Origin of the sequence: Actinomadura sp. NPDC049382 (genome assembly GCF_040677125.1) — a bacterium.
Classification (GTDB): Bacteria; Actinomycetota; Actinomycetes; order Streptosporangiales; family Streptosporangiaceae; genus Spirillospora; species Spirillospora geliboluensis.
The window spans coordinates 1-21,525 of record NZ_JBFARO010000134.1; the positions used below are offsets into that span (position 1 = coordinate 1).

Here is a 21,525-nt window from a genome sequence, read left to right on the forward strand (position 1 = left end):
CGAACGCCACGACGCCGCCGCGGGCGCGGGCGGTGCGGCGCGCCAGGCCGAGGCCCAGCCCGCGGGCCCGGCCGGCCGGGGCGTCGCGGGTGGACACGCCGTCGTCGAACACCGCCTCGCGCAGCCCGTCCGGCAGGCCGTCGCCGGAGTCGGTGACGGTGACGTGCAGGTCGGCGCCGTCACCGAGCAGCTCGACCTCGACGCGGGCGGGCCGCCGGCGGCCGAGCCGGGCGGCCTCCACGGCGTTGTCGACCAGGTTGCCGACGACGGTCGTCACGTCCAGGGCGTCGGCGACGCGGCCGGGCACGTAGCTGGCGGCGCCGATGTCGAGCCGGACGCCCTTCTCCGCGGCGACCGCGGACTTGGCCGACAGGAACGCGCGCAGGTAGGGGTCCGACACCGGGTCGGGCAGGGTGTCGGGCGCGGGCGCGCGGCGGGCCGCGTCCTCCATCAGCGCCCCGACGTAGTCGGCGGCCTCCGCGGCGTGCCCGAGCTGGAGCAGCCCGGACAGCGTGTGCAGCCGGTTGGCGTACTCGTGCCGCTGCGCGCGCAGCGCGTCGAACAGGGTGCTGACCGAGTCCAGCTCACGGGCGAGGGTCTCCAGGTCGGTGCGGTCGCGCAGCGTGACGACGGCGCCGAGGTCGCGGCGGTCGCGGCGCACCCGCCGCCGGTTGACGACGAGGACCCGCTCGCCCGCCGTGACGAACAGGTTCGCGGCCTCCCGGCGGCCCGTCAGGACGTCCCGCAGCGTGCCCTCGGCGGCGAGGTCCCCGGCGGGCACGCCGCGCTCGGGCGTGACGCCGAGCAGCCGCGCCGCCTCGTCGTTGCAGACCGCGATCCTTCCCTCGGTGTCGACGGCGACGACGCCCTCGCCGACGCCGTGCAGCACCGCCTCCCGCTCGTGGACCAGCTCGACCAGCTCGTAGGGTTCGAGGCCGAGCGTCTGCCGCTTCAGCCGCCGCCCGATCGCGGCGGACGCGGCCACGCCGAGCAGGACCGCGCCCGCGACGAACAGCGACATCTCGCGCAGCACGTGGCCGAGCTCGCGGTCGATCGCGCGGGCGTCGAACCCGACGCTGACCTCGCCGAGGACGCCGCCGTCCCGGCCGTACAGGGGAACCTTGCCGCGCGCCGACAGGCCGAGCGTGCCGCGCTCGACGCGCACGACCTCCCGCCCGGCGAGCGCGTCGGACGGGTCGGTGCTCACCCGCTCGCCGAGGCGGACCGGGTTGGGGTGCGACAGGCGCAGGCCCCGGTGGTCGGTCACCACGACGAACAGCGCCCCGGTGCGGCGGCGGACCCGCTCGGCCCGGTCCTGGACGGTGCGCCCGGGGTCGCCGGCCGCGACCGCGTCGCGGATCTCCGGGTCGGCGGCGACGGACCGCGCGACGGTGAGCGCCCGCTGGCCGTACTGGTCGCGGAGCCGGCCGTCCAGCATCCACGCGACCAGGCCGTAGCCGAGGACGGCCACCACGACGACCACGCCGACCTGCAGGATCAGCACCTGCCGGGCGAAGGAGATGCGGGGCCGCACGGACATGACGTGTCACCGTAATCGATGCCGGCCCGGCCGCCCAGCCCCCCGCGGGCGGAACCGTGCGCACAACGCGCAGAAGTCGCGGTAACGCGCGCAACGTGGGGATTCGCGGCTTGCGAGCACATCGCGGGCAAGGGTTCCGGTGACGCGCGCCACATCCGTACGGTGCGGCCGTGTCCGAACAAGCGAGCTCCCCAGAAGAGCGCACCGAGCGGCCCGCCGGGCCCGTCATCGAGCTGGACGGCGCCACCAAGCGCTTCCGGTCGGCGGGCGGCGTGCACACGGCCGTCCGCGACCTGCACATGAGCGTGGGGCCCGGCGAGTTCGTCGCCGTGGTCGGCCCCACCGGCTGCGGCAAGTCGACCACCCTGTCCCTGGTGTCCGGCCTCGAACCGGCGTCCGCGGGCCGCGTCCTCGTCCAGGGCCGGCCGGTGGACGGCATCCCGGACGGCGTCGGCTACATGTTCCAGAACGACGCCGTCCTGCCCTGGCGGTCCGTGCTCGACAACGTCGCGGCCGGCCCCCGCTACCGGGGCGCGTCCCGCCGCGCGGCCCGCGACCAGGCCCGCGACTGGGTCGCGCGGGTCGGCCTCGCGGGGTTCGAGGGCTACTACCCGCACCAGCTGTCGGGCGGCATGCGCAAGCGCGTCGCCCTCGCCCAGACCCTGGTGAACGAGCCGTCCGTGCTGCTGATGGACGAGCCGTTCTCCGCGCTGGACGTCCAGACCCGCGGCCTGATGCAGGACGAGCTGCTGCGCCTGTGGTCGGGCTCGGGGGCGGCCGTCGTGTTCGTCACCCACGACCTGGAGGAGGCGCTCGTGCTGTCCGACCGGGTCGTGGTGATGACCGCGGGCCCCGCCACCATCAAGGCCGTGTTCGAGGTGCCGCTCGACCGGCCGCGCGACGCCGAGGAGGTCCGCCTCACCGGCGGGTTCCTCGACATCTACCGCGAGGTGTGGGACTCGCTGCGCGAAGAGGTCCAGATCACCCGGGAGAGGGGGGCCGGCCATGCCGCGTGACGCGGAGACCATCGCGCAGGCGCCCGCCGCGGGCCCGGCCGGGGCCGGGACCGGTGACCGCGACGGCGGCGAGCTCGCGGCGATCGCGCGGGCCCGCACCGCCGGGCTGCGCCGCGCCGCCGGCATCAACGCCGTCCGGGCCGCGCTCGTCGCGGCCTGGCTCGGGTCGTGGGAGCTGGCCGCCCGGCACTGGATCGACCCGTTCTACTACTCGATGCCGTCCAAGATCTGGGAGCGGCTGGCCGGCTGGTTCACCGACGGCACCTCGCAGGGCTCGATCTGGGAGCAGATCTCCGTCACCCTCCAGGAGGCCGTCGCGGGATTCGCGCTCGGCGCGGCGGGCGGCGTGGTCCTCGGCATCGTGCTCGGCCGCAGCCGGTTCCTGTCGGACGTGTGCGCGCCGTTCATCAAGGCCGTCAACGCGATCCCGCGCATCATCCTGGCCTCGCTGTTCATCATCTGGTTCGGCCTCGGCATGCAGTCCAAGATCGCGACGGCGTTCGTGCTGGTGTTCTTCGCGGTGTTCTTCAACGCCTTCCAGGGCGCCCGCGAGGTCGACCGGAACCTGGTGAACAACGCCCGGATCCTCGGCGCGGGCCGGCTGCAGGTGCTGTGGACGATCGTGGTGCCGAGCGCCACGTCCTGGATCCTCGCCTCGCTGCACTCGGCGTTCGGGTTCGCCATCATCGGCGCGATCGTCGGCGAGTACACCGGCGCCGACAAGGGCCTCGGCCTGCTCATCAACCACTCGCAGGGCACCTTCGACGCGGCCGGGATCTACGCCGGGATGATCATCATCACCGTACTGGCCCTGCTCGCCGAGTGGCTGCTCACGCTGCTGGAGGGCCGGCTGCTGCGCTGGCGCCCGTCCGTCTCCGGCCACGACGTCCAGATCTGAACCCCGTTCCCCTTCCACCCCCGCACGACCGGAGAACCGCCATGCCCAGCACCACCGTCCGGGCGAGCGCCGCCGCGCTCGCCGCCCTCACCGCCCTGTCCTGCCTGTCCGCCTGCCGCGGCTCCCGCGCCGGCGGGGACGGCGGCTCCGGCGGCACCGTCAAGATCATGGTCGGCGGCATCGACAAGGTCATCTACCTGCCGGCCAAGCTGACCGAGCGGCTCGGCTACTTCAAGGAGCAGGGCCTCGACGTGCGGCTGCTCACCGAGCCCGCCGGCGCGCAGGCCGAGAACGTCCTCATCTCGGGCGACGTGCAGGCCGTCGTCGGCTTCTACGACCACTCCATCCACCTGCAGACCAAGGGCAAGTGCGTGCAGAGCGTCGTGCAGATGGCCGACGTCCCCGGCGAGGCCGAGATGGTCGCGGCGTCGAAGGCGGGCGAGCTCACGTCGCCGGCCGCGTTCAAGGGCAAGAAGCTCGGCGTCACCAGCCCCGGCTCGTCCACCGACTTCATCACCCGCGCGCTGGCCGTGCGCAACGGCGTCAAGACGTCCGACTACACGACGGTGAAGGCGGGCGCCGGGCAGACGTTCATCTCCACGATGGACAACGGCGGCATCGACGCGGGCATGACGACCGACCCGACCATCGCCAAGCTGGTCAGCACCGGCAAGGCGAAGGTCATGGTCGAGATGCGCACCGAGGAGGGCACCCGCGCGGCGCTCGGCGGGCTGTACCCGTCCAGCTCCCTCTACATGGACTGCGCGTACGTGAAGTCGCACGGGGAGACCGTGCAGAAGCTCGCCAACGCGTTCGTCAAGACGCTCGGCTGGATCAAGGCGCACCGGCCGGCGGAGATCGCGGCGAAGATGCCGGCGGACTACGCCGGCGGCGACCCGAAGCTGTACGAGAAGGCGATCGGCGACTCGGGCGGCATGTTCAACGGCGACGGCGTCATGAAGCCGGACGCGGCGGAGAACGTCCTGAAGGTGCTCGCGCAGTTCTCGCCCGAGGTCGGCGAGATGAAGGACCGGATCGACCTGTCGAAGACCTACACGACCCAGTTCGTGACGAAGGCGAAGCAGTGACGAAGGTGAAGTGGTGACGAAGGTGAAGTGGTGACGAAGGCGGAGCGGTCCTGAGCGGGGGGTGCGGCGGCCGGGCCTCAGCGGGCGCGGCCGCCGCGCTCCATCGCGTTGTAGAAGTCGAGGTCGGCGGCGTCGTCGTCGCGCTCGGAACCCCAGCGGCGCGGCGCCCAGGCCGGCATCAGCAGCGCGAACCCCATCATCGCGTACAGGCCGGAGCCGAGCAGCATGCGCAGCCCGGCGTCCAGGTCCCCCGCCGGCGGCACCCGGCCGGGCAGGTCGAGGACGGTGCCGGGGTCGGCGAGGAACCAGCCGGAGAGGCCGAGCAGCGCGAGCGCGGGCACCAGCGAGACCAGCGGCGACGCCCAGCGCGCGACGATGACCACGCCCGTCACCAGGCCGACGGCGGCGAGCAGGGCGAACGCGCCGTAGATGCGGGTGCGGTCGGTGATCTCCTGCCCGGTGCCGTCGAAGGACCGGCCGGCCTGCACGTAGCCCCAGGCGGCGCCGTACAGCAGGGCTGGGGTCAGCAGGACGCCGAGGACGAGGCCGAACGCGTGGCGCACCGCGCATCACATCCATTCGCGCGCGCCCGCCGCAGGGCGCGCATCATTCCGGTAGCGCCCCAATCACAACATGCGAGTCGGGCATAGCGCAGTAAATCCACTCAGATGACCTTGTCCAGAGCCGCAGCTCACCCGGCTCCATAACCGGCCTGCGGCGGATGACCGTTTCTTGGTGGTTCGTTTTGAACGCCATTGACCGGGCATCGCGGTCTCATCCTGATCCGACGCACGCTGGAGGAGACCATGTCGACCGCGATATGGGTCGTCATCGCCGTAGTCGTCGTCGCCGTCCTCGCCGCGGCGGCGCACCTGGCCCGCACCAGGTCCCGGACGCGGCGGCTCAGGCGGCGGTTCGGCCCCGAGTACGACCGGGCCGTGCGGGACGCGGGCGGCCGCGCGGCCGCCGAGCGGGAGCTGCTCTCCCGCGAGCGGCGCCACGAGGAGCTGGAGCTGCGCGAGCTGGACCCGGGCAAGCGCGAGCAGTACCACGAGCAGTGGGTCCGCGTTCAGGAGCGGTTCGTCGACACGCCGGCGGCGGCGGTCGAGCAGGCCGACGGGCTCGTCACGGTCGTGATGGGCGAGCGCGGCTACCCCACGCACGGGTTCGAGGAGAAGGTCGCCCACCTGTCCGTGGAGCACGGCCGCACGATGGAGCACTACCGGCGCGCCCACGCGATCGGCGGCAGGGCCGCGTCCAGGGAGGCGTCCACCGAGGAGCTGCGGCAGGCCATGGTGCACTACCGCGCCCTGTTCGAGGAGCTGCTCGGCGCACCCGGCCGGGAGCGGGCCGGGCGGCACGCCGCGGACGGGCCCGCGCCCGCGCCCGAGGCGCCGGCGTCCACCGAGACCCCGAGGAGCTGACCCCCATGGAGCACAGGCGGCACGCTGAGCGAGTACCGGCCCCGGGCCTGCCCGGCGACACCCGCGTCGCCGGTCCCGCACCGGAGCCCCCGGTGGCGGACGCGCCGGAGCCCGTCCCGGACACGGCCCCGGACCCCATGCCCGCCGTGAAGCCCGAGCCCGCCGCGGTCCCGGACGGGCTGTTCGACCCGGCCGAGACCGAGCGGTTCCGGGAGCGCTGGCGCGAGGTGCAGTCCGCGTTCGTCGACGATCCGGGCGCCGCGGTCCGCCGGGCGGACGAGCTGGCCGCCGAGGCCGCCGAGGCCCTCGGCCGCGCGATCGCCGCGCACCGGCGGGCGCTGTCGGACGGCCTCGACGGCGGCGGGCAGGCCGACACCGAGCGGCTCCGGCTGGCGCTGCGCGGCTACCGGGACCTGCTGGACCGCGTCTACGCCTCGTGAAGGCTCAGCCGTTGAGGAAGCGGTAGACCGCCTCGCGCCCCTGCGTTCCGCGCTCGCGGTTCTGGATGGAGTGCGAGGCGCCCTTCACCACGACGAGCCGGCCGCGCGGGGCGTTGCGGAGCTCCTCCCGCGCCCATTCGAGCGGCGTGGACAGGTCGCGGTCGCCGCTCAGCAGCAGGACCGGGACGGAGAGCTTCGTCCGGTGCGGTTCGGCGGTGTGCCGCGACCACGGCCAGTGCAGGCACTCCTGGACGAATCCGTTGCCAACGGCCGTGTCGGCGGTGAACGGCCAGGTGGCGCGGGCGGGAAGGCGCCTGCGCGCCCGCTCCAGCGCGGCGGGGCGGGCGGCGGGCGGGGTCTCCGACGTCCCCCAGGGGAAGTGGCCGTCGCCGCAGATCGTCGCGATGTGCAGGCCGGAGCTGTACCGGGTGACGTCGTCGCCGCCGGAGTTCAGCATCTGCAGCAGCCGGTCGAGCCGCGCCGGGTCGCCGTGGCGCGCCTCATGGACGGCCGCCACGGCGTCGCCCGCGCCGCCCGGCAGGGAGTTCTCGTCCCGGTAGGTCGGGTCGAGGAACTCGTAGGTCACCAGCATGTCCCAGATGAGGACCGCGTCGTCGCGGTGCCGGGCGAGCCACGCCAGGTCCTCCGCCGGGTCGAAGCCGCAGGCGGGCGCCGCCGTGCAGGCGTCCCGCAGGACGCGCGCGGTGGCGCGGAGGCCCGTGAGGTAGAGCATGTCGTCGCCCTGCGGGTCGACGTGCGGGAGCACCGAGTCCAGGACCAGTTTGCTCACGTGCTGCGGGTACCGGACGGCGTAGTTCGCGCCGGTCATGGTGCCGTAGGAGACGCCGTCCACGGTCCACTTGCGCGCCCCAAGGGCCCGCCGCAGCAGGTCGAGGTCGCCGACGGTCTGCTCGGTGGTGAAGTAGTGCCGCCGGTCCCCGAGGACGCCGGCGCATTCGGCGACCGCCGCGGGCGCGGGCGGCTCGATGTCGCTGCTGCCGACCTCGGCCTGCAGCTTCGGGCAGTCGATGGCGCCGAAGTCGCCCGTGCCGCGCTGGTCGACCATGACGAACCGGTAGTTCTTCGCGAGCTCCGGCAGCCGCGCGGTGATCCCGTCGATGAACGGGACGCCGGGCTGGCCCGGCCCGCCGGTCAGGAACAGCAGGACCCCCTTCGGCGCGCGGGCGTTGTCCGCCGCGGCCACCTGGAGCCTCAGGGTGCCCTTGCCGGGGTCGCGGTGGTCGAGCGGGACGGTCAGGAACGAGCAGGTGAAGCCGGGCTTGCCCGCGCAGGGATGCGGGTCGGCCAGCTGCGGCGCGGACCGCGCGGACGGTACGGGCGCGGGCGGTGACGCTGTGGGTGCTGCGGCCGCCGTCGCCCCGCCGGATGCGGCGAGGGCGAGGGTGAGGGCGAACACCGCGGTGAGACGTGATCGCATGTGATGATCATCACTCCGTTCGGCGCCGCGGGCGGGGATCTCGCCGGATCCGGCCACCGGCGCGCCGCCCCGCCCGGGCCGCGGTCCGGCGGCGGTCCGGGGCGCGGCACGTCTCGTCAGACGCGCGTCGAAGGTGAATACTGAATCTCGTTCGGTAACCCCTTGAGCGGAGGATCAACGGTGTCCGAGACCTTCTCGATGACCATCGACGGCGCGGCCGTGGACGCGCCCGGCACCTTCGGGGTGATCAATCCGGCGACCGGCGAGGTGGCCGAGCAGGCGCCCGACGCCTCCAGGGAGCAGCTCGACGCGGCGATGGCCGCGGCGCAGGCCGCCTACGCGGACTGGCGCCGCGACGAGGCCGCGCGGCGCAAGGCGCTGCTGGCGGCGGCCGACGTCATGTTCGCCCGGTCCGAGGAGATCGGCCGCATCCTCACCCTGGAGCAGGGCAAGCCGCTCGCCGACGCGACCATGGAGGTCGTCGGCGCCGGCGTGTGGCTGAAGTACTTCGCCGACCTGGAGCTGCCCCGCGAGGTCATCCAGGACGACGACAACGCGCTGGTCGAGGTCGTCCGCCGCCCGATGGGCGTCGTCGCCGCGATCACCCCGTGGAACTTCCCGCTGCTGCTCGCGGTGTGGAAGATCGCCCCGGCGCTGCTCGCGGGCAACACGCTCGTCCTCAAGCCGTCCCCGTTCACCCCGCTGTCCAGCCTCAAGCTCGGCGAGGTGCTGCGCGACGTGCTGCCGCCCGGCGTGCTCAACGTCGTCACCGGCGGCGACGACCTCGGCGCCTGGATGACCGCGCACGACGTCCCGCGCAAGATCAGCTTCACCGGCAGCGTGGCGACCGGCAAGCGCGTCGCCGCGGCGGCGGCGCCCGACCTCAAGCGCGTCACGCTGGAGCTCGGCGGCAACGACCCGGCGATCCTGCTGGACGACGCCGACCCGGCCGCCGTCGCCGACAGGCTGTTCGGCGCGGCGTTCCAGAACAACGGCCAGGTCTGCTCGGCGATCAAGCGGGTGTACGTGCCGGACGCGCTCTACGGCGACGTCGTGGACGCCCTCGCCGAGCGGGCGAAGGCCGCCAAGGTCGGCAACGGCATGGACGAGGGCGTCCAGTACGGGCCCGTCAACAACAGGCCGCAGTACGAGCGGGTGTCGGAGCTGGTCGCCGACGCGCTCGCGGGCGGCGCCCGCGCGGCGGCCGGCGGCCGGCCGATCGACGGCCCCGGCTACTTCTTCGAGCCGACGATCCTCGCCGACCTCTCCGACGGCACCCGGATCGTGGACGAGGAGCAGTTCGGCCCCGCGCTGCCCATCGTGAGGTACACCGACCTGGAGGACGCGCTCGCCCGCGCCAACGGCACCCACTTCGGGCTGTCCGGCTCGGTGTGGGGCACCGACACCGACCGGGCCGCCGAGGTCGCCGGGCGGCTGGAGTGCGGCACCGCGTGGGTCAACACCCACCTGGCGCTCTCCCCCAGCCAGCCGTTCGGCGGGTTCAAGTGGAGCGGCGTCGGCGTCGAGAACGGGCCGTGGGGCCTGTACGGGTTCACCGAGCTGCAGGTGATCCACCGCTCCAAGCGCTGAGCGGTACCGGGACGGGTCCGGCGGCGGCCGCCGCCGGGCCGGTACCCGTCTCCGCCGCGTACCGCATGAGCGGAGGGGCCACGACTTCGAGTCCGGAAAGTGACATGGCCGCTACTGGCGGTCGGCGTCCGGAATGGCACACTTTCTGTGCGGGGCCGTGGAGTCCGCACCGCGACCTGTGAAGGAGCCGCATGCACACCTGGGACGTCATGCGCCGGGACGACCTCGGCAACACCTTCCAGGTGGCCGCCCACGACTCGCGCATCGCGGCGCTGGCGCAGGTCCTGGTGATGGAGAGCGGCGTCCAGCACAAGCAGACGTACTGGGTGGAGGGGCCGCCGGGGCCGGCCGTGCGCACCAACCGCGACCTGTACCTGGTCTTCCTGCACCTCGGCCAGGAGGCCCGCGCGGCGTCCTGGTCGCTGTCGGCGTTCCTGCGGTCGCTGTGGAAGGTCAGCGCTCCGCTGAGCGGCCAGTCCCGGCTGGAGCCCGACGACGTCGCGGCGATGTTCGCCGCCGCGTCCACCACCCCGCCCGCCGCCTTCGACCCCGCGTGGACGGGCAAGGACCTCGCGCTCCCCGGCGCCGAGCCGGAGGGGTACGCCGACTGGGAGCGGGTCCTGCTGTCCCAGATCGCCGACCTGGAGGACTTCCTCGTCCACCCGCCGGGACCGCGGGCGCGGTTCGGCGCGGACGCGCCCCGGCCGCCGGGCTCGGGCGCCCGCGCCACCCCGGCCCGCTGGTACAACTTCGACCCGGCGACGTACCTGGAGTGCGCGGTGGCCGGCAGCCTCGGCGGGTGGGACGCCGCCGACGGCGCCCGGGTGCCGCTGCCGCCGCGGCCCGGGGAGCCGCCGGCCCGCTCCTACGTCCGCCCGATCACGACCATGACCTGGGCCGACCTCGCCCGGATCGCGGTGTGCGGCCAGATGTACGAGTAGCCGGTTCCGTCGGTCCCGCGTGGTAGGACTGGGGGCATGACCGACAGAGCGGTCGCGGTCACCGACCGGGGCGGCTGGTACCTGGCGCGGGGGCGCCCCCACCCGGCCCTGCGCCCGTTCCTGCGCTCCTACGACGGCTACTGGGAGACGCTCGCCGCCCCGAGCCGGATGCGCACGCTGCCCACCCGCACCACCGTGGTGATCCTCAACATGGGCCCGCCGCTGCACCTGGCGGTCCCCGACCCGGGCGTCGGCGACCGCTCGTACGGGTCGTTCGTGGCCGGCATGCACGACGGGCACGGCATGTACCTCAGCCCCGGCGGGCAGCGCGGCATCCAGCTCGACGTGACCCCGCTCGGCGCCTACTCGCTGCTCGGCGTGCCGATGGCCCGCCTCACCAACGCCGCCGTGGAGCTGCCCGACCTGCTCGGGAGCGAGGCGCGCGTGCTGGTCGAGCGGCTCGCCGAGGCCCCGTCCTGGGCGGCCCGCTTCGACCTGCTGGACGCCTTCCTGCTGCGCCGCCTCGACGTCGGCCCCGCCCCCGACCCGGAGGTGGCCCGGGCGTGGCGGCTGCTGGACGGCGGCGCCGGCGTCACGGTCGGCGACCTCGCCGCCGACGTCGGCTGGAGCCGCAAGCACCTCACCCACCGGTTCCGCGAGCAGGTGGGGCTGCCGCCCAAGGTGATGGCGCGGGTGCTGCGGTTCCGGCGCGCCCTCGAGCTGCTGTCCGGCGGCGCCGGGCTCGCCGACGCCGCGGCCGCCTGCGGCTACTACGACCAGGCGCACCTCAACCGCGAGTTCCGCGCCCTGTCGGGCTGCACCCCGACCGAGCTGATCGGCGGCCAGCTGGAGCAGCAGCGCGTCACCACCCTCGCCGAGCCCGCCTGACCGGCGGCGGGGGCCGGCGGGGGGCCGGCGGGGTCAGCCCTGGTGCACCCCGCCGCCGAGGTTCATCACGATGACCCCGATCACGATGATGACCGCGCCGGCGATCGTGAGCGGCTTGAGCTGCTCGCCGAACAGCAGCACGCCGCCCGCGAACGCGCCGATCGTGCCGAGCGCGGACCAGATCGCGTAGACCGGGCCCACGTTCAGCGACGTCAGCGCCTTGGCCATGAAGACGAACGAGACCAGGTACCCGGCCACGACGATCAGCGACGGCCACAGCCGGGTGAACCCCTCCGAGGCCCGCATCGCCAGCGTCGCCGTCACCTCGAAGGCGATCGCGAACGCCAGCAGCACGAACGGCATCAGCCGGCTCCGCCGTGCTCGGCGGCGACGGCCTCGAACACCTTCATGTCGGCGTCGAACTGCGTGCCGGGGCGCGGCCAGTGCAGCGCGATCTCGGTGATGCCCAGCTCGGCGTAGCGGCCCGCGAGGTCGGCGAACGCGCCGGGCGAGGCCAGCCACGGCTCCCCGGTGAACCCCGTCATCAGGACGAGGTCGTCGAGCTTGCGGCCCTCCTCGTCGCAGGCGGCCTTCAGTGCGGCGAGCCGGGACCGGACGACCTCCTGCGGCTCCCTGCCCTCGGCGTGGCCGCTGGTCACCCAGCCGGTGCCGTGCCGGGCGGCGACCCGCATCCCGCGCGGCCCGTTCCCCGCGATGAGGAACGGCGCCCGGGGGCGCTGGACGCAGCCGGGCTCCTCGACGACCTCCCGCGCGCTGTAGTACGTCCCCTCGAAGGTCGTCCGCGGCCCGGTCAGCAGCCGGTCGAGCAGCTCCACCCATTCGGCGAACCGGGACGCCCGCTCGTCCGGGGACCACTCCGGTCCGCCGAGGACGCCGGCGTCGCTGGTGCGGTGCGTCCCGCCGGACCCGATCCCGACGGTCAGCCGGCCCCCGCTCACATGGTCGATCGTCTTGATCGCGTGCGCGGTGGGGACGGGGTGCCGGAAGTTCGGCGACGTCACCAGCGTGCCGATCCGGATCCGGGAGGTGACCGCGGCGGCCGCGGCCAGCGTCGTGTACGCGTCGTACCAGGGCGTCGCGCCCCGCCAGGCCAGGTGGTCGTACACCCAGGCGTGCCGGAACCCGAGGTCCTCGGCGCGCCGCCACGGCTCCCCCGCCTCCGGCCACGACCGCATGGGCCACAGCACGGCGCCGATCTTCGGTGCGTTCACCCGTGTCTCCGTTCTCCTCGCTCCATCATGATCGGGCATCGGCGAGCCAGCGGTGCAGGGCCCACCACCGGTTCGCGGTCCGCGCCACCGCCGCGCCGCCCGCCGGGTCGAGCAGCGGCCGCCCGGTCAGCTGCTGGAATCGGCGGATCCGGTACTTCACCGTATTGCCGTGGACGTGCAGCGCCGCCGCCGTCGGGCCGATCCGGCCGCCGTGGTCGAGGTAGGCCAGCGCCGTCTCGGCCAGCTCCCGGTGGAACGGGTCGTCCGGGTCCAGCCCGGACAGCAGCGCGGCGGCGAGCAGCCCGCCGAGCTCCGGCTCGGCCGCGGTGACGGTGAGCAGCGCCAGGTCGGCCAGCTCCCGCCTCCCGGTGAGGCCCGCGGCGGCGCCCGCCCGCAGCGCGCGGCGCCCGAGCCGGTACATCGGCGCGACCCCGGCGGGCCGGACGGCACCGGGTCCGGCAGGCGCGGGACGAGGGCGGCGAACCGGCCGTCCACGAGCCCGCACAGGCCGGGCGCCGCGGCGGTCAGCTCCTCCTCCAGCCGCGCCGCCACCTCGGGGTCGCTCACGTCCGACACCACGCAGTGGTACGCGGCGGCCGGGTCGAGCGGCGCGCGGACCGCGACCGCCTCCCCGTGCAGCAGCCGCCGGAGCAGCTGGCCGCGGGTCTCCCGCGCGGTGCGGGCCAGCTCCAGCTCGGCGACCCGGTGCGCCTGCACCATCCGGTGGACGAGCGCCGTGGTGATCTCGTCGATGCGGGTCACCCCGTCCAGCAGCTCGGCGTCGGGGACGCCCAGCCGGCGGCCGCCGGCGACGACCGTCCGGACGAGGTGGGCGCGGCCCGCCTGGAAGCCGTCCAGGAACGCCTCGACCGGCACCCCCTGCCGGGCGCGGTCCGAGCCGAGCCGCGCCGCCGCCGCGAGCACCTCCTCGCTCGGGCCGCCGCCGCGCAGCGCGGACACGACGCCGCGCACGAGCGCGCGGGTGTGCCGCCGGGTCTCCTCCTCGGGCAGCGCCGCCACCAGCTCCGACCGGCCGCGGGCGGCGCGCACCGTCGCCTCCAGCAGCGCCGGGTCGTCGCCGTGCTCGATCAGCAACCGGAGGAACCGGTCGCCCGCGCCGGGCTCCATCCCCCCATTCTGCGCCCCCGTTGTCCCGGCCGGACAACCGGCCCCGCGCGGCTTGGGCGCCGCCGGTCTAGCCGGGCCGCCGCCGCATGGTGTTCGGTGGGGGCAGGCTGAGGCGAGGAGGCCCCGATGTCCGACGAGGACGAGTTCCTGGAGAAGCTGCCGACCGACCTGATCTTCCGGCTGCCGCCCGCGTTCGACGACGTCGCGGACGAGCGCCGGCACCGCAAGGAGCGGCTGGCCGCCGCGCTGCGCATCTTCGGCAAGTTCGGGTTCGAGGAGGGCGTGGCCGGGCACATCACCGCCCGCGACCCCGAGCGCACCGACCACTTCTGGGTCAACCCGTTCGGCATGTCGTTCAAGCACATCAAGGTCAGCGACCTGATCCTGGTGAACCACGAGGGCAAGGTCGTCGAGGGCCGCTACCCGGTGAACGAGGCCGCGTTCGCGATCCACTCGCAGGTGCACCAGGCCCGCCCGGACGTGGTCGCCGCCGCGCACAGCCACTCCACCTACGGCCGCGCGATGTCGGCGCTCGGCCAGAAGCTGGAGCCGATCACGCAGGACGTGTGCGCGTTCTACCAGGACCACGGCCTGTTCGACGACTACACCGGCGTCGTCACCGACCTGGAGGAGGGCAAGCGCATCGCCGCCGCCCTCGGCGGCCACAAGGCCGTCATCCTGCGCAACCACGGGCTGCTCACCGTCGGCGACACCGTGGACGCCGCGGCCTGGTGGTTCATCACGATGGAGCGCTCCTGCCAGGTGCAGCTCCTCGCCAAGGCCGCCGGGCAGGTCGTCCCGATCGAGCACGACAACGCCGCCCTCACCCACGAGCAGATCGGCAACGACCTGGTCGGCTGGATCAACTACCAGCCGCTCTACGACCAGATCACCCGCGAGCAGCCCGACCTCTTCGAGTAGCCCGTGCTCCCGGCCTACCCCGTGGAGCCCTCACCGGCCGCCCCGCCGGACCCGTCGCCGGAGTTCTCGGCGGCGGGCTCGGTGAGCGGGAGCAGGACCTGGAAGCGGGTGTCGCCCGGCAGGGAGGACGCCACCTTGATGTCGCCGCCGTGGCGGTCGGCGACGATCCGCCAGGAGATGTCCAGGCCGAGCCCGGTGCCCTGCCCGACCGGCTTGGTGGTGAAGAACGGCGTGAAGATCCGGTCGACGTCCTCGTCGGGGATGCCCGTCCCGGTGTCGCCGATCTCCACGAGCGCGTGGTCGTTCACGCGCGCCGTCCGGATGGTCAGCGTGCCCGCGCCCTGCATCGCGTAGAGCGCGTTGACGATCAGGTTCGTCCAGACCTGGTTCAGCTCCGCCGCGAACACCGGCACGGGCGGCAGCTCCGGGTCGTAGTCGAGCTTCACGGTCACGTCCGGGCCGATCTTGCGCTTCAGCATGGTCAGCGTGCTGTCCAGCAGCTCGCGCAGGTCGGCCCGGCCGTAGGGGGCGCGGTCGAGCTGGGAGTACTGGCGCGCCGAGTCCAGCAGCGCGGTGATGCGGCCCATCGCCTCGGAGATCTCCGTCTGGAGCTGCGTCACCTCCATCACCTCGGCGAGCCAGCGCATCGCCGCCGGCAGGTGCCCGCCGGCCGCCCGCTCGACCTCCTCCGCCTGCTCGGTCCCGACCCCGGCGGCGACCAGGCCCGGCGCGAGGTCCCAGGCGTCGGGGACGCCGTGCTCCTCCAGCCAGTCGCCCAGCTCGTCCTCGGCGTCGCTGACCTCCAGCGGGCTGCGCCGGCCGCCGGCCGGCGGCGCGGGCAGCGCCGGGCGCAGCGACACGAGCGCGCTCAGATGCGTGCAGTCGACGCCCTGCGCTGCGAGGTCGGCGAGGCCGCGCTGCGCGCCGAGCAGCCGCTCGCCGAGCTCCGCGCTGGCCCGCGCGGCGGCCGCGGCCGGGTTGTTCAGCTCATGGGTGAGCCCGGCCGTGATCGTGCCGAGCGCGGTGAGGCGCTCGCGCTGGTCGACGATCCGCCGCGCGTTGGTCATCCCGAAGAAGATGCCCTCCAGCAGGTGCGTGGCCATCGGGAACCACTTGCGGACGGCCTTGGCGAACTTCAGCGCGGGCAGCACGAACACCCGCGCCGGGCGCGTCGCCCGCAGCGAGTGCTGGTACCTCTGCTCGATCTTGTGCCCCAGGTACGCCTGCACGGCGCCGCCGTAGGTGCCGGGGCGGTCGGTCCGGCTGACCTCGACGGCGTGCCCCCGGACGGTCTGGGTCATCGCCATCTCGCCGTCCAGCAGCACGTACAGGAACTCGGCGGGGTCTCCCTGCGCGCAGATGACGCCCTCGGCCGGGTACTCGGCGACCGTCCCGCACAGCGACAGCCAGCCGAGCTTCTCGTCGTCGAGGTCCTCGAAGAGGAACAGCCCCCGCAGCTCCTCCGGCGATGCCGTGCTCATGCCTGCTCCAAGTAGCGATGGACGAGTGCGACGGCCATCGCGCCGTCGCCGACCGCGGACGCGACGCGCTTCATCGACTCCGAGCGCACGTCGCCCGCGGCGAACACCCCGGGGACGCTCGTCTCCAAGTGGTAGGGCTGCCGGACGAGCGGCCACCCGGCGGGACGGCGCCCGCCGGCGACCAGGTCGGGGCCCGTCAGCACGTACCCGCGCGCGTCGCGCTCGACGAACCCGTCCAGCCAGTCCGTGCCGGGCTCCGCGCCGATGAACACGAACAACCAGTGCGCGTCGATGGTCTTCTTCCCGGCCGCCGACGCGAACGTGAGCCGCTCCAGCCGGTCGGCGCCCTCCGCCGCGCACACCGTCTTGCCCGTGTGCACCTCGATGTTCGGCGTCGCCGCGATCTGCTCGATCAGGTAGTGCGACATCGACTTCTCCAGGCCGTCGGCCCGCACGATGATGTGCACCTTCCTGGCGTACTTCGCCAGGTGCACCGCCGCCTGCCCGGCGGAGTTGGCGCCGCCGACGACGGCGACCTCCTCGTCCTCGCAGGACGGCGCCTCGGTGAGCGCGGCGCCGTAGAACACGCCCCGCCCGACGAAGTCCTCCACGCCCTCGGCGTTGAGGCGCCGGTAGGACACGCCGCTGGCGAGGATGACGGCGTGCGCGGCGATCTCCGTGCCGTCCGACAGCCGCACCACCCGCGCGGTGCCGCGCGACTCCAGCCCGACGACCTCGCCGGCCTGCAGCAGCTCGGCGCCGAACCGGTCGGCCTGCCGGCGGGCCCGGTCGGCGAGCTGCGCCCCGCTCACCCCGTCGGGGAAGCCCAGGTAGTTCTCGATGCGGGAGCTCTGCCCGGCCTGGCCGCCGAGGGCGCGGCGCTCCACCACGACCGTCCGCAGCCCCTCGGACGCGCCGTACACGGCCGCGCCGAGCCCGGACGGCCCGCCGCCCACCACGATCAGGTCGTAGAACCCGGTGGACGGCGTGCTCGGCACCCCGGCCGCGGCGGCCAGCTCGGCGTCCGACGGCGCCGACAGCGCCGTCCCGTCCGCGGTCACCACCAGCGGCAGCTCCGGCGACCCGGCGGCCGCGACCAGCTCGGCGCCCTCCGGGTCGGTGTCCATCACCCAGCTGTAGGGCACCTGGAGGCGGGCGAGGAGCTCGCGGACCTCGTAGCAGCGCGACGACCAGCGGTGCCCGACCACCCGCAGCTCGGCCGGCGGGCGGCGGTCGAGGCGGCCCCACGCGTCCAGCTGCTCGTCGATCACCGGGTAGAACTTCTCCTCCGGCGGGTTCCACGGCTTCAGCATGTAGTGGTCGAGGTCGACGTCGTTGATCGCGCGGATCGCCGCGTCGGTGTCGGCGTAGGCGGTCAGCAGGACGCGGCGCGCGTACGGGAACAGGTCCATCGCGCGCTCCAGGAACTCCACGCCGTCCATGCCGGGCATCCGGTAGTCGGCGAGGAGCACCGCCGTGTCGTCGCCGCGCAGCCGCAGCTCCGACAGCGCGTCCAGGGCCTGCGGCCCCGACTCCGCGCGGACGATCCGGTACGTCTCGGCGTACCTGCGGCGCAGGTCCCGCGCCACCGCCCGGGAAACGCCCGGATCGTCGTCGACGGTCAGCAGCACTGGCTTGGGCAACGTGTCCCCCTCGATCCGGCACAACCCCGGACGAAAGCCTACGACTCCCCTACCCCCTTCCGGCGCACGCGACCCGCCGATCCGACCCCCGCCGCCCGGCCGCCGCGGCGGCATCGGTCATGATCGGGGCATGGACCTGCGAGTTGCGCTCATCGGATACGGCACCGGCGGCTCGGTGTTCCACGCCCCGCTGATCTCCGCGGTGCCGGGGATGCGGCTCGCCGCGGTCGTCACCGGCTCCCCGGAGCGGCAGCGGGCCGTGCGGGAGCGGTACCCGGAGGCCGAGGTCCTGGACGGCGCGGACCGGCTGTGGGGCACCTCGGGCGACTACGACCTGGTGGTGGTCGCCGCGCCGAACCGGCAGCACGTGCCGCTGGCCCGGACGGCGCTGACCGCCGGCGTCCCGGTCGTCGTGGACAAGCCGGTCGCGGCCTCGGCGGCGGACGCCCGCTCCCTCGCCGCGCTGAGCGCCGTCCGGGGCCTGCCGGTGTTCCCGTTCCACAACCGCCGCTGGGACGGCGACTACGTCACGGCGGCCCGGCTGATCGAGTCCGGCGCGCTCGGCGAGGTGGGGCGGTTCGAGTCCCGGTTCGAGCGCTGGCGGCCCGAGGTGAAGGAGAGCTGGAAGGAGAGCACCGACCCCCGCGACGCGGGCGGCATCCTGTTCGACCTCGGCTCCCACCTCGTCGACCAGGCGCTGGCGCTGTTCGGCCGCCCCGCCCGCGTCTACGCCGAGATCGACACCCGCCGCCCCGGCGCCACCGCCCCCGACGACGTGTTCGTAGCGCTGGCCCACCCCGGCGGCGTCCGCTCGCACCTGTGGATGAGCGCGACCGCCGCCCAGCTCGGCCCGCGCTTCCGGGTGCTCGGGAGCCGCGCGTCCTACACGGTCTCCGGCATGGACCCGCAGGAGGAGCAGCTGCGCGCCGGCCTCACCCCGAAGGACCCCGGCTTCGGCATCGCCGACCCCGACGCCTACGGGCTGCTGGGCACACCCGGCGAGACGTCCCCGGAGCCCACCGCGCCCGGCGCCTACCAGGAGTTCTACGCGGGCGTCGTCCGCGCCCTGCGCGACGGGGCGGCGCCGCCCGCCACGCTCGCCGACGCGATCACGGGGCTGGAGGTCATCGAGGCCGCCGCCCGCTCAGCCCGCGAAGGGACCGTCGTCGACCTCGACCCTCAGTAGCCCGATCGGGCGCCGGGTCAGAGGACGGAGACGTGGACGTGGTCGTAGTGGTTCTGGGTGACGCTGCCGCGGTCCTCCATCTGGCGCCAGCCGCCGCTGCTGCGCATGTCGTAGATGCGCTGCTTCCAGATGACGTACTTGATGCCGAGGCGGGAGGCGTTGTCGATGACGTACTGCGCGACGCGGTCGCCGTGGGCCTGGGCTGAGGCGCTCGGCATCTTGCCGCCGGTGCTCTCCATGAAGTCGCAGGCGGTGCCGGAGCCGTGGTCCTGCGGGTCGCCGGGGCGGGCGCAGCCGATGGTGGGGAACGGGCCGAACTTGCCGTCGACCTCCAGCAGCACCGTGCGCATCCGCGAGGTCATGGAGTTGCCCACGATCGGCGACTTGCTGCCGCTCACCCCGTCGGGGCGCCCGGCGCCGCCGCCGCTCACGGGGGCCTTGGTCACCTCGGGCTTGTACTTGGCGAGGAGCTTCTTGACCCGGGCGCGCTGGCCCTCCAGGTCGTCGATCTCCTTCTTCACCGTCGCCAGCTTCTTCTTGGCGGCCTCCCGCGACTGCGCCGCCTTGGTGTTGAGGACCTCGAGCTCGGCGATGCGGCGGCCGTTGTTGCGGGTGATGTGCTCGATGACGGCGGCGTCGCGGACGGCGGCGCCCGGCTCGGCCGAGGACACCATCGGGATCACGTCGAGCCGGCCGGTCATGTAGGTGGTGGAGGCGATCCGCGCGACGGCGACGCGGGCCGCGTCGTACTCGCGGCCGGTCTTCTCCGCGTCCGCGCCCGCGCGCTCGGCGGCCTTCTTCGCCTCCTCCAGGGTGACCAGCTCGCCCCGGTACTCCTTCGACAGCTTCTCCGAGCGCTCCTTGAGCTTGGCGTACTCCTTCTTGAGGTCCTTCGGCTCCTGCGGGAGCCTCGCGGCGGCCCCGGACGCGGGCGGCAGCACCGCCGACACGCCCACCGCGAGCGCGATCGCCGCCAGGCGCTTCGCCGTGCGCCCGCGCGCCGCACGGGCCGTCCTGCCACCGGGATCGAGGGCCGCCACAGATCACTCCTAGATAACAAAGCTCAAGATTGGCGGCACGCTACCACAATCGCCCATTTAGCCTCAGACGCTTCCCAAAACACACACTGTCACGCGAGAGTCACCGAGACCGGGCACATGGTACGAGACGCCCAGGGGGCGGGACCGCCGTCCGGCGGTCCCGCCCCCTGTCGCACGCCCCGTCACGCGCCCCGTCAGGGGCCGACGAGCTCCTCCCAGCGCGGGACCCGCGGCGGCCACAGCAGCCGGAGCCCGGCCTCGGCGACCGTCCGGTCCGCCTTGCGGTTGTTGCACTTCCCACACGCCAGGACGGTGTTCTCCCAGGTGTCGCCGCCGCCGCGGGACTGCGGGCGGACGTGGTCGATCGTGTTCCCGCGCCCGCCGCAGTAGCAGCAGCGGCCCCGGTCGCGCAGGTACACGCCGCGCTTGCTCCACGGCGGCCGCCTGCCGTGCCGCCAGCGCATCGCGACGTACCGGACGAGCCGCAGGACCCGCGGCACCGGGAAGCGGCCGAAGGTCCGGCCCTCCTCCGCCTCCTCGACGACCGCCACCTCGCGCACCAGCATTCGGATGGCGTGCCGCAGGTCCACCCTCTGTAAGGGCTCGTACGACGCGTTCAGGACGAGCACGTTCACCGGGTCACCTCCTTGCCCGTGTGCCGCTCCCCCACCGGGATTCGAACCCGGATCCTCCCGCGCCGAACCCCTCCATTCCCGGATCCGTAGTACGGAGCAGAATGGAGAATGCCGACGGCGCGGCGTTCTTCCGGTGAACTATGGGGAAATGCTTCGGCAATTCCGTGGCCGCCGGGTATTTCCCGGAACGGCCTCCCCAAGAATGCCGAGCGGCGGGCCGCGGCGGCAAGGTGTTTTCGGGCCGGAGCGGCCGGTCAGGGCAGGGCGGCCACCGGGGCCTGGTACTCCAGGGACTCGCGCTCGGTGCGGAATCCCAGCTCCTCGTTGACCGCGATCATGTGCGCATTGTCGCCCGAATTGTCCGTTTCTATCTCGCGCACGTCGGGGCGCTCGGCGGCCAGCCAGGCGAGCATCGCGGCCTTCACCCAGATGCCGATGCGCCGGCCCCGGTGCTCCGGGACGACCGCCGTGTCGTACTGCGCGGCCCGGCCGGCCGAGTCGTGCGGGACGACGACCTCGGTGAACCCCGCGATCGCGCCGCCGTGCAGCGCGGCGACCGTGTACAGGTCGTCGCCGCGCTTGGCGACGACCTCGGCCATCTCCCGGACGCGGTGCGCGTCCCACTGCGTGCCCTCGTACTCGGCGAGGTCGGCCATGGCGTACTTGGCGCGGGCCAGGGCCGCCGCGTGCGCGTCCGGCACCACGCCCCGCCAGCGGGCCAGCCGGTACCCGGCGGGCGCCTCGGCGAGCAGGCGCGCGACGCGCTCCGGGGGGACGTCCGCCAGCCGCAGCACCATGCCGCGCAGGGTGAGCACGCACTCGAAGCCGAGCGACTCCAAGAACGGGACGGCCGGGGTCCCGGCGAGGACCTGCGCGATCACGCTGGCGCGGCCGTCGGCGCGCAGCCCGCCCGCGGCGGCGGCGAGCAGCCGGCCGCCGAGCCCGTGCCGCCGGTGCTCGGGGCGGACCTGGACGTCGATCTCGCCGGGGCGGCCG

The 21,525-nt window shown here is 74.2% G+C and carries 22 protein-coding genes and 1 tRNA gene; 10 read left to right on the forward strand and 13 right to left on the reverse strand.

Annotation, left to right across the window (positions count from 1 at the left end):
* Positions 1-1,540: sensor histidine kinase (locus tag AB0K34_RS39565; protein ID WP_364553863.1), on the reverse strand; the 1,540-nt coding region annotated here is incomplete at its 3' end.
* Positions 1,541-1,710: 170 nt separating this feature from the next.
* Between AB0K34_RS39565 and AB0K34_RS39570 the strand changes: the two genes are divergently transcribed.
* Genes AB0K34_RS39570 through AB0K34_RS39580 form a run of 3 tightly spaced genes read left to right on the forward strand, consistent with a single transcriptional unit; the run spans position 1,711 to position 4,542 of the window.
* Positions 1,711-2,556 (forward strand): ABC transporter ATP-binding protein, encoded by an 846-nt coding sequence (locus AB0K34_RS39570; protein ID WP_205719679.1) that lies wholly within the window; start codon positions 1,711-1,713, stop codon positions 2,554-2,556.
* On the forward strand, positions 2,546-3,454 hold the full coding sequence (locus AB0K34_RS39575; RefSeq protein WP_138641471.1) for an ABC transporter permease: 909 nt from the start codon (positions 2,546-2,548) through the stop codon (positions 3,452-3,454). Before AB0K34_RS39570 ends, AB0K34_RS39575 begins: the two co-directional genes overlap by 11 nt.
* Positions 3,455-3,495: 41 nt before the next feature.
* On the forward strand, positions 3,496-4,542 hold the full coding sequence (locus AB0K34_RS39580; RefSeq protein ID WP_364553865.1) for an ABC transporter substrate-binding protein: 1,047 nt from the start codon (positions 3,496-3,498) through the stop codon (positions 4,540-4,542).
* Positions 4,543-4,619: 77 nt separating this feature from the next.
* Here AB0K34_RS39580 and AB0K34_RS39585 read toward each other — a convergent pair whose 3' ends face one another.
* Positions 4,620-5,105 carry a hypothetical protein gene (locus AB0K34_RS39585; RefSeq protein ID WP_138641473.1) on the reverse strand — a complete coding sequence of 162 codons (486 nt, stop codon included), beginning with the start codon at positions 5,103-5,105 and terminating at the stop codon, positions 4,620-4,622.
* 243 nt (positions 5,106-5,348) lie between these two features.
* On the opposite strand from AB0K34_RS39585, the gene AB0K34_RS39590 reads away from it, so the two are divergent.
* Positions 5,349-5,966: a hypothetical protein gene (locus AB0K34_RS39590; protein WP_138641474.1), complete on the forward strand. Its 618-nt coding sequence runs from the start codon at positions 5,349-5,351 to the stop codon at positions 5,964-5,966.
* Positions 5,967-5,971: 5 nt separating this feature from the next.
* Positions 5,972-6,406 carry a hypothetical protein gene (locus AB0K34_RS39595; RefSeq protein WP_364553867.1) on the forward strand — a complete coding sequence of 145 codons (435 nt, stop codon included), beginning with the start codon at positions 5,972-5,974 and terminating at the stop codon, positions 6,404-6,406.
* A 4-nt stretch (positions 6,407-6,410) separates the two neighbouring features.
* On the opposite strand, the gene AB0K34_RS39600 is transcribed toward AB0K34_RS39595, so the two are convergent.
* Positions 6,411-7,844, reverse strand: a complete 1,434-nt coding sequence (locus tag AB0K34_RS39600) for an alpha/beta fold hydrolase (protein ID WP_364553869.1) — start codon at positions 7,842-7,844, stop codon at positions 6,411-6,413.
* A gap of 180 nt (positions 7,845-8,024) precedes the next feature.
* Here AB0K34_RS39600 and AB0K34_RS39605 point away from each other — a divergent pair, with 180 nt between their 5' ends.
* The 3 genes from AB0K34_RS39605 to AB0K34_RS39615 all read left to right on the forward strand — a co-directional run bounded on the left by AB0K34_RS39605 (position 8,025) and on the right by AB0K34_RS39615 (position 11,263).
* Positions 8,025-9,434 carry an aldehyde dehydrogenase family protein gene (locus AB0K34_RS39605; protein WP_364553871.1) on the forward strand — a complete coding sequence of 470 codons (1,410 nt, stop codon included), beginning with the start codon at positions 8,025-8,027 and terminating at the stop codon, positions 9,432-9,434.
* 191 nt (positions 9,435-9,625) lie between these two features.
* Complete coding sequence (locus AB0K34_RS39610; protein WP_301176676.1) at positions 9,626-10,375, forward strand: hypothetical protein; 750 nt, start codon at positions 9,626-9,628, stop codon at positions 10,373-10,375.
* A gap of 36 nt (positions 10,376-10,411) precedes the next feature.
* A complete protein-coding gene (locus AB0K34_RS39615; RefSeq protein ID WP_364553873.1) occupies positions 10,412-11,263 on the forward strand; it encodes an AraC family transcriptional regulator in 852 nt (283 codons plus the stop codon).
* A gap of 33 nt (positions 11,264-11,296) precedes the next feature.
* Here AB0K34_RS39615 and AB0K34_RS39620 read toward each other — a convergent pair whose 3' ends face one another.
* The 4 genes from AB0K34_RS39620 to AB0K34_RS39635 are packed head-to-tail and all read right to left on the reverse strand — an operon-like array spanning position 11,297 to position 13,623.
* Positions 11,297-11,626: a multidrug efflux SMR transporter gene (locus AB0K34_RS39620; RefSeq protein ID WP_138641487.1), complete on the reverse strand. Its 330-nt coding sequence runs from the start codon at positions 11,624-11,626 to the stop codon at positions 11,297-11,299.
* On the reverse strand, positions 11,626-12,495 hold the full coding sequence (locus AB0K34_RS39625; protein WP_364553875.1) for an LLM class flavin-dependent oxidoreductase: 870 nt from the start codon (positions 12,493-12,495) through the stop codon (positions 11,626-11,628). The genes AB0K34_RS39620 and AB0K34_RS39625 overlap by 1 nt, the downstream gene beginning before the upstream one ends.
* A 25-nt stretch (positions 12,496-12,520) precedes the next feature.
* Entirely contained in the window at positions 12,521-12,769 is a 249-nt protein-coding gene (locus AB0K34_RS39630) for a helix-turn-helix domain-containing protein (RefSeq protein WP_364553885.1), read from the reverse strand.
* The gene (locus tag AB0K34_RS39635; RefSeq protein WP_364553887.1) at positions 12,652-13,623 is read right to left on the reverse strand and encodes an RsbRD N-terminal domain-containing protein; all 972 of its coding nucleotides are present in this window, start codon (positions 13,621-13,623) and stop codon (positions 12,652-12,654) included. The genes AB0K34_RS39630 and AB0K34_RS39635 overlap by 118 nt, the downstream gene beginning before the upstream one ends.
* 126 nt (positions 13,624-13,749) lie before the next feature.
* Between AB0K34_RS39635 and AB0K34_RS39640 the strand changes: the two genes are divergently transcribed.
* Entirely contained in the window at positions 13,750-14,544 is a 795-nt protein-coding gene (locus AB0K34_RS39640) for a class II aldolase/adducin family protein (RefSeq protein ID WP_171069447.1), read from the forward strand.
* A 14-nt stretch (positions 14,545-14,558) separates the two neighbouring features.
* Here the strand turns inward: AB0K34_RS39640 and AB0K34_RS39645 are convergent, their stop codons facing one another.
* Together AB0K34_RS39645 and AB0K34_RS39650 are read right to left on the reverse strand one after the other, a co-directional pair.
* Positions 14,559-16,025: an ATP-binding protein gene (locus AB0K34_RS39645; RefSeq protein WP_364553878.1), complete on the reverse strand. Its 1,467-nt coding sequence runs from the start codon at positions 16,023-16,025 to the stop codon at positions 14,559-14,561.
* A complete protein-coding gene (locus AB0K34_RS39650; RefSeq protein ID WP_364553879.1) occupies positions 16,022-17,668 on the reverse strand; it encodes an FAD-dependent oxidoreductase in 1,647 nt (548 codons plus the stop codon). Before AB0K34_RS39650 ends, AB0K34_RS39645 begins: the two co-directional genes overlap by 4 nt.
* A 130-nt stretch (positions 17,669-17,798) precedes the next feature.
* On the opposite strand from AB0K34_RS39650, the gene AB0K34_RS39655 reads away from it, so the two are divergent.
* Complete coding sequence (locus AB0K34_RS39655) at positions 17,799-18,854, forward strand: Gfo/Idh/MocA family oxidoreductase (protein ID WP_364553881.1); 1,056 nt, start codon at positions 17,799-17,801, stop codon at positions 18,852-18,854.
* 17 nt (positions 18,855-18,871) lie between these two features.
* Here the strand turns inward: AB0K34_RS39655 and AB0K34_RS39660 are convergent, their stop codons facing one another.
* From AB0K34_RS39660 to AB0K34_RS39675, 4 genes are all read right to left on the reverse strand, one after another.
* Positions 18,872-19,894: a hypothetical protein gene (locus tag AB0K34_RS39660; RefSeq protein ID WP_240808419.1), complete on the reverse strand. Its 1,023-nt coding sequence runs from the start codon at positions 19,892-19,894 to the stop codon at positions 18,872-18,874.
* Positions 19,895-20,088: 194 nt separating this feature from the next.
* Positions 20,089-20,529, reverse strand: a complete 441-nt coding sequence (locus AB0K34_RS39665) for an HNH endonuclease (RefSeq protein ID WP_138640539.1) — start codon at positions 20,527-20,529, stop codon at positions 20,089-20,091.
* 26 nt (positions 20,530-20,555) lie between these two features.
* Positions 20,556-20,677 (reverse strand) — tRNA-OTHER (locus AB0K34_RS39670).
* 106 nt (positions 20,678-20,783) lie between these two features.
* Positions 20,784-21,525, reverse strand: a 742-nt coding sequence (locus AB0K34_RS39675; protein WP_364553883.1) for a GNAT family N-acetyltransferase, incomplete at its 5' end; no start/stop codon positions are given.